The organism is Vibrio minamisatsumaniensis, from assembly GCF_050337445.1.
Classification (GTDB): Bacteria; Pseudomonadota; Gammaproteobacteria; order Enterobacterales; family Vibrionaceae; genus Vibrio; species Vibrio artabrorum.
In genome coordinates this window covers 1-6,357 of sequence record NZ_JAKJSY010000127.1, presented here as the reverse complement: position 1 = coordinate 6,357, position 6,357 = coordinate 1, and the positions used below count along the sequence as shown (strand labels likewise).

Annotated in this window: 5 protein-coding genes, 1 pseudogene and 1 riboswitch; of the genes and pseudogenes, 3 read left to right on the top strand and 3 right to left on the bottom strand. The window is 42.3% G+C overall.

Features of this window, described 5'->3' with window-relative positions; translation table 11 throughout:
- The first annotated feature begins 663 nt into the window (after nt 1–663).
- Nucleotides 664–1,116: an RNA recognition motif domain-containing protein gene (locus L4B77_RS19095; protein ID WP_261838338.1), complete on the top strand. Its 453-nt coding sequence runs from the start codon at nt 664–666 to the stop codon at nt 1,114–1,116.
- Here the strand turns inward: L4B77_RS19095 and murI are convergent.
- From murI to L4B77_RS19080, 3 genes are all read right to left on the bottom strand, one after another.
- A complete protein-coding gene (gene murI, locus L4B77_RS19090; RefSeq protein WP_372068246.1) occupies nt 1,079–1,879 on the bottom strand; it encodes a glutamate racemase in 801 nt (266 codons plus the stop codon). The two genes, L4B77_RS19095 and murI, sit on opposite strands and share 38 nt — an antisense overlap.
- Before the next feature lie 66 nt (nt 1,880–1,945).
- Nucleotides 1,946–2,611 (bottom strand): Dph6-related ATP pyrophosphatase, encoded by a 666-nt coding sequence (locus L4B77_RS19085; RefSeq protein WP_429752390.1) that lies wholly within the window; start codon nt 2,609–2,611, stop codon nt 1,946–1,948.
- 45 nt (nt 2,612–2,656) lie between these two features.
- Nucleotides 2,657–4,507 (bottom strand): TonB-dependent receptor domain-containing protein, encoded by a 1,851-nt coding sequence (locus L4B77_RS19080; protein ID WP_429752388.1) that lies wholly within the window; start codon nt 4,505–4,507, stop codon nt 2,657–2,659.
- A 40-nt stretch (nt 4,508–4,547) separates the two neighbouring features.
- A riboswitch (cobalamin riboswitch) is annotated at nt 4,548–4,751 on the bottom strand.
- A 154-nt stretch (nt 4,752–4,905) separates the two neighbouring features.
- On the opposite strand from L4B77_RS19080, the gene trmA reads away from it, so the two are divergent.
- Nucleotides 4,906–6,015: a tRNA (uridine(54)-C5)-methyltransferase TrmA gene (gene trmA / locus L4B77_RS19075; RefSeq protein WP_429752386.1), complete on the top strand. Its 1,110-nt coding sequence runs from the start codon at nt 4,906–4,908 to the stop codon at nt 6,013–6,015.
- A gap of 136 nt (nt 6,016–6,151) precedes the next feature.
- Nucleotides 6,152–6,357: pseudogene (locus L4B77_RS19070) on the top strand (IS5 family transposase); the annotation flags it as partial.

Here is a 6,357-nt window from a genome sequence, read left to right as displayed (position 1 = left end):
GTGTTAGGCCTGCCGCCAGCGTTCAATCTGAGCCATGATCAAACTCTTCAATTTAAGATTTTGTCGACTCAACGAATACTGACTTCAAAACTACAAAAAGTAATTCTAAAGCTATTATCATTCCAACAGAATGATAATGAATTGACTGTGCCAAGACTAAGTAAACTTAATCTCGATTGGTCACTCAGTTCATTGAAATCAATTTTGATTCCGAAGAATCTGTTTTATCTAACGATAAAACGTTTTGATATTCATCAACGAGTGCCCACACAGATTGATAGGTTTAAATTGTTAAAGAGCACTAGCGTTTTGTGATTTACATCTCATTCGCTAGGGGTGCGTACTATACCTGCACCACTTAGAGAGTCAAGGGTTATTTTCAAACCTTTTTTCTCAACCGATTTGCTGTGTGACTTTCGTCTCACTCTGTGTCGGTGAGGCGGATTATAGAGAGTTCGACATGGAGCACAAGATCTTTTTTAAAGAAATTCTCTGATCGCCTAAAAAAGCCACCAGTTCCGCATTTTTCGAATAAAAACTAAACATTTGAGGCTTATCACAGCAATATATTGGCAAAATGGAAACCATGAACGTAAGATTCATGTGTCTATTTTGTTAAGAGTAGACGCGTCTATTTCGTTTATTAATATGTAGTATTCCGATATGAACTCAAAAAAATCGATGTTGTTAATTGCTGCACTAGCTGTTTTAGGTGGCATTGTTTTCTCTCAGGTAGATATATCGCCTGCAATTACCTTTATCCTTGGTGTCTTGGCTTCCGCTTTTGTTGTTAACTTTTCAAGCACCGACTCAAAATCAGATTCAGAGCCTAAGGCATCAACAAAAACACTTTATGTAGGGAACCTTCCATACAAAGCGAATGAATCACACGTACGTGAGTTATTCTCGGAGTATGGTGAAGTATTTGCAGTACGCTTAATGAAAGACAAACGTACTGGTAAAAGAAGAGGCTTTGGATTTGTGGTAATGGCTAGTAATGATGTGAATCATGCCATTTCAGAGCTTAACGATAAGGATTACATGCAACGAACTTTAAAAGTACGAGTTGCAAATGATCCTAAACACCCAGAGACGGACGAAGCTGAACTGAGCTAAACCCTAACTGTTTCAACATACTATTTAGTGCACTTTCTTTTTTAGGAAGTGCACTACAAAAAACCTCACGCACTCCCCCTTTTTGGCCACTACTTTCCAAATCCAACAATCCTTGAACTCGCTTGGCAATCGCTTTACCTGAATCAACTAATAAGACGTCCTTACCTAAGACTTGCTGAATCTCAGTCTTAATCAATGGAAAGTGTGTACATCCTAAGACGGCGACATCAATCGTGTTGATCATCGGTTGAAGGATCTGTTGCAACTCTTCAAGATCAATCGCCTCACCTCTTAGTTTATTTTCAGCCATATCCACCAGCCGTGTCGAACCTAAAAGCTCGACTCTTTTATTAATTGAGAAGTTTTTGATGAGATCGTGAGTGTATTCACGAGTAATCGTAGCGGGCGTTGCAATAAGCCCCACTGCTTTATTAGCAAGTAGAGATGCCGGTTTAATTGCAGGAACAACACCGACAATTGGAATTAGATTACCAGCTCGAAGTGTAGGTAGCACAATCGTACTGGCTGTATTACAGGCTATCACGACGATATCAATAGCGTGGCTCGATACAAAACTCGCCACGATGCTTTGAACTCTGTGGATAAGGACTTGTTGATCAAGTTCACCGTATGGATAAGCCTCATTATCGAATACATAAATATAGTTATGATTCGGCAGTAACTGACTTATCTCTTTATACACAGATAGCCCCCCTACCCCAGAATCAAAGACTAATATGTTTTTTTGTAGACTATCCGACACAATGATTACCTGTAATAAGTTCCGCCGTCATAATACTCCTTCGCTTAGTGTTCGCAAATCCTCTCTCTACATAATACAAGCTCGATAGCGTTGATGAACAAATCGCTCAGCCTGCTCTACATTTTCCAGCGCTATCTTAAGCTTTCCTTTAAAGCAAGGGGCTGACGTGACTAAAGTATGAAACTCACCATCTTCTCCACATGGATCGACGTGACTTGGCAAACTCTCTACTAGCTCAGACGTGTATTGTTGTCCACAATAACTAGCTTCTAATGCCTCACTATCGACCGTGACGAGAAAGGTGTCGATTCCTCTATCTATGATTTCTTGAGCCAGCGCTTGGCTACTCTCTCCCATAAGAGGAAACACACACTCCCAACCGGCAGGTTCTATATAACTTCTTCGGTACTCAGCAATGCCATTACAAAACATATCACCAAACGCGACTGCATCGATGGATAAGCCCGAGCCTTTAAGCGCCTTAACAATGGTACGTTGATAGATCTCGTTACTCGGGAACACTTCTGGAAGCTCAATCTTGATTAATGGTAAACCGATTAATTGAGCCTGCATGACAACCACACCGAGCGGAGTCGCTTGGAAAGGAACTTCATCTCCAACATATGTCGTATAAAGCGCAACAACTTCATATTCAGAGCTTTCAAGTAGACGCTCCAGCGTTAAAGTGGAGTCTTTTCCTGATGACCAGCTTATGATGACTTTCTTTTTCATTAATACACTCTACAAGAAAAAACCGCCCGAAGGCGGTTTAGGAAATTAGAATTGGTAAGTCGCTGATACAAAGTATTCACGACCCGGTGTCGCGTAACCACTATACATCTCATAATCTTTATTGAATGCGTTACTCAGCTTTCCTTTCACCTTAAACTCTGGCGAAACGGCGTACTCCGCAGTAAAGTTCCAAAGACTGTAACTTGCCAATCGTGTCGCACCATTGAAGCGCTCGCCTTGGTATAGGTACTGAGAGCCTAATACCCAATCCCCAAATTCAGCAAAAGCATTCCACTTGGCACCTTGTTTGGAACGATATGCCAATTGCTGTTCCTTACCATTAGATTTATCGACGGGATCTTTCCAATCAAGGTAGAACTGATGGGTAACAATTGAGGTGTCGAATCCAAGGCCTAATTCCACCCCTTTTATTTCAGCTTCACCAATATTAGTCATACCTGAACCTTGCCACATCAACATGTTATCAATCTTGTTGATAAAGCCAGTAATCGACCAATCTAAATAAGAGTGTGAACCTTCAAGGGTAAGTTCAGTATTCTGAGAGTCTTCTGCTTTTAAATTAGGAGCTTCATAACCTGGGTAATATAAGTCTAAGAAGGTCGGCGCTCTGAAGGCAGTACCATAGCTTGCTTTAATCTCATAGTTATCAAGAAACGCCCAACCCGCAGCCGCTTGCCACGTCGTATTGTTTCCATACTGGCTGTTTTCATCGTTTCGAGCACTCGCTTCCAATGTCCAACTGTCTAACGTGTATTGACTAATGACACTGACACCGTAATTTTCACGAGGATTCTCTTCCGGCTTATAGTAACGAGAGCCTGTATAACCTTCATCCAACTCTTCTCGGCGATAATCAACTCCCGCCCCTAAAGCTAACTGCTCATTGACTCGGTAAGAGTTTAACCACGCAGCATTGATTTGGTTAATCGAAGTGATACCACCACTTTTCTTACTCTTACCGACAACATAATCGTAGTTATCTTGTTCTGCGTAAGTCAGATCAAGAGTTGAAGTGAGGTCACCTTCGCTGTAAGCCAAATTTGTGTTGATAGAACGAAATTCAGTTCGACCGACTTTTTCTTCGTGACTTGCCGGCCCCCAAGAGGAAGCGGCATAACTATTGTCATATTCGCCTTCGTTATCATAAGCCACCACATTGACAAAAGCATTCACACGCTTAGTCAGTTGGTTTTGGTAGCCAATGTTGACATTGTATGACTCAAAACCATGCTCATCACCCTCATTGATACCGTCAAGCGGCTTAACGTTAAATCCATCATCTTTTTCATAACCCACAACGGCTTTAATATGTTGGCTATCATCAATCTTATGCAGCGCGGCTAAAGAGGTAACATAGTGGTTATTAGTACCAAAACCACCGTGTACTTTAACGGCATTTTCATTCACATCAGCTCGAGTAATAATATTGATTACACCTGAAATCGCTTCTGACCCATATACAGAGGCACGAGCACCACGAATGAATTCAATTCTTTCAATTGAGTTGACTGGTAGAGAGTTAAAATCCACGCCCCCCATCATGGCCCTTGGTAAACGGGTACCATCGACCAGAACTAAGACTTGAGAGGAACTGCCTCCTCGCACATAGAACGAGGCTGTTTGCCCACGACCGCCATACTGGGCCACTTCAACACTTGGCAGAGTTCGAAAAACATCAATGAGGCTGTTAGCTTGAAGTTTTGAAATATCTTCTCTAGTTACAACAACCGTTTGTGCCAATACAGCACCATCAACTTGCTCAAAACGGTTAGCCGTAACCACCATAGTTTCATCAGCTGATGCTTCTTGGGCGTGTAAATTGGAGATAGGTGAAAGCAGCGATGCAACAGCAACCGCTAAAAGGGATTTGTTCATGTTGTGATCCTAAATCGCGTAAAGTCCTACCAAACCACATCTTATGGTTTGGCCGCTGGCAGGTATTCGGACTCAAGAGCACAACCTAATGGTTACCTAATATTCGACTTCCCACAAAAAGCTATTTGCAGTGTCTGATGAATACTCGTTCTCTTTTACCGCTGCGCGTCAGTTCTGGATTTACACCAGATTCCCTCTTCAGCCATCTATACATCTAAATGGCACCAGCTTGCCGAAGATAGTATTGACCTCGGAATCATTTGTCCAGTCTAAGATAGTTATAAGCTATAGTTTTCATGGTCGATTGGCATTGAATGGCTCTCAACACTGGACAAGCGCCTGTGATTGAATAAAATCTGCGCTCTTGATTTAAAAGCACGACAGCAAAAGGCATAACAATGGCGAATTTAGATGTAAACCCGCAACGCTACCAAGAACAACTGGCAGAAAAGACTGAACGTCTTACTGACATGTTCTCAGAATACAATGTGCCTGAGCTGGAAGTGTATGAATCTCCAGAACAACACTACCGCATGCGAGCTGAATTCCGCGTGTGGCATGAAGGTGACGAAATGTATTACGTCATGTTCAATCAAGAGACCAAAGAAAAATACCGAGTCGATCAGTTCCCGGCAGCGAGCCGCCTTATTAACGACTTAATGCCTCTATTAACAGAGGCAATGAAAGATAACCACTCTCTACGTCACAAACTGTTCCAAGTTGATTTTCTTTCGACATTGAGTGGCGAGATTTTGGTATCACTGCTTTACCATCGTCAACTGGGTGAGCAGTGGATTCAAGATGCTAAAGCACTCAAACAAAAATTAAACAATGAAGGCTTTAACCTAAACCTGATTGGCCGTGCACGTAAAATGAAAATCGTGCTGGACCGCGACTACGTAATCGAAAAACTAGACGTGAACGGTGAGAGTTACATCTACCAACAGGTAGAAAACAGCTTCACTCAACCAAACGGTAAAGTCGCAGAAAAAATGCTTGAGTGGGCGGTTGATTGTACTCAAGACAGTAAAGGTGACTTACTTGAGCTTTATTGTGGTAACGGTAACTTCTCACTAGCGCTAGCACAAAACTTCGAGCGTGTACTGGCAACAGAACTGGCGAAACCGTCAGTAGAGTCTGCACAGTACAACATTGCGGCAAACAAGATTGATAATGTTCAGATTATTCGCATGTCTGCAGAAGATTTTACCGTAGCAATGGAAGGCAAACGTGAATTTCGCCGCCTGCAACAAGCAAACATCGATCTAAAGAGCTACAACTGCAACACTATCTTCGTTGATCCACCTCGTTCAGGCATGGATGTTGATACTTGTAAAATGGTGCAGAGCTATGAACGCATCATGTACATCTCTTGCAACCCTGAAACCTTGAAAGAGAACCTAGACATTCTAAGCGAAACGCACGACATCACTCGTTTTGCGCTATTTGACCAATTCCCTTACACCCACCACATGGAAGCGGGTGTAATGCTAGAGCTCATTAAATAAGGATTTAAACGGTTTTTAATTGTAGCCAAAATCGCTCTGGGTACGGCTTGGGGTACGGAGAGGCTTTGTTGACGCGCTCATAAAATCGTCAATTTTGATTTGAGCGTGCCTTACTTTATCCTTGCCATCTATCTTCGTGTCCAGTTCAAAAATCATGCCTTACAAAGACAACGAATCCAGACGTCATCACTTCAAAAAGCACACCTATCGGCAAACCAATTATGCTGAATACAACCAAAGTCTTCGTGATCGTGGGCGCATTGATATCTGGTTATCTGACGACATCATAGAGAATTGGCAAACTGAGCAACGCTCTTACGATGGCACAGGGTCATCCCCAAA

Coding starts and splice junctions, on each gene's coding strand:
- L4B77_RS19095 (WP_261838338.1), top strand. CDS start 664: ATGAACTCAAAAAAATCGATGTTGTTAATTGCTGCACTAGCTGTTTTA.
- L4B77_RS19085 (WP_429752390.1), bottom strand. CDS start 2,611: ATGAAAAAGAAAGTCATCATAAGCTGGTCATCAGGAAAAGACTCCACT.
- L4B77_RS19080 (WP_429752388.1), bottom strand. CDS start 4,507: ATGAACAAATCCCTTTTAGCGGTTGCTGTTGCATCGCTGCTTTCACCT.
- trmA (WP_429752386.1), top strand. CDS start 4,906: ATGGCGAATTTAGATGTAAACCCGCAACGCTACCAAGAACAACTGGCA.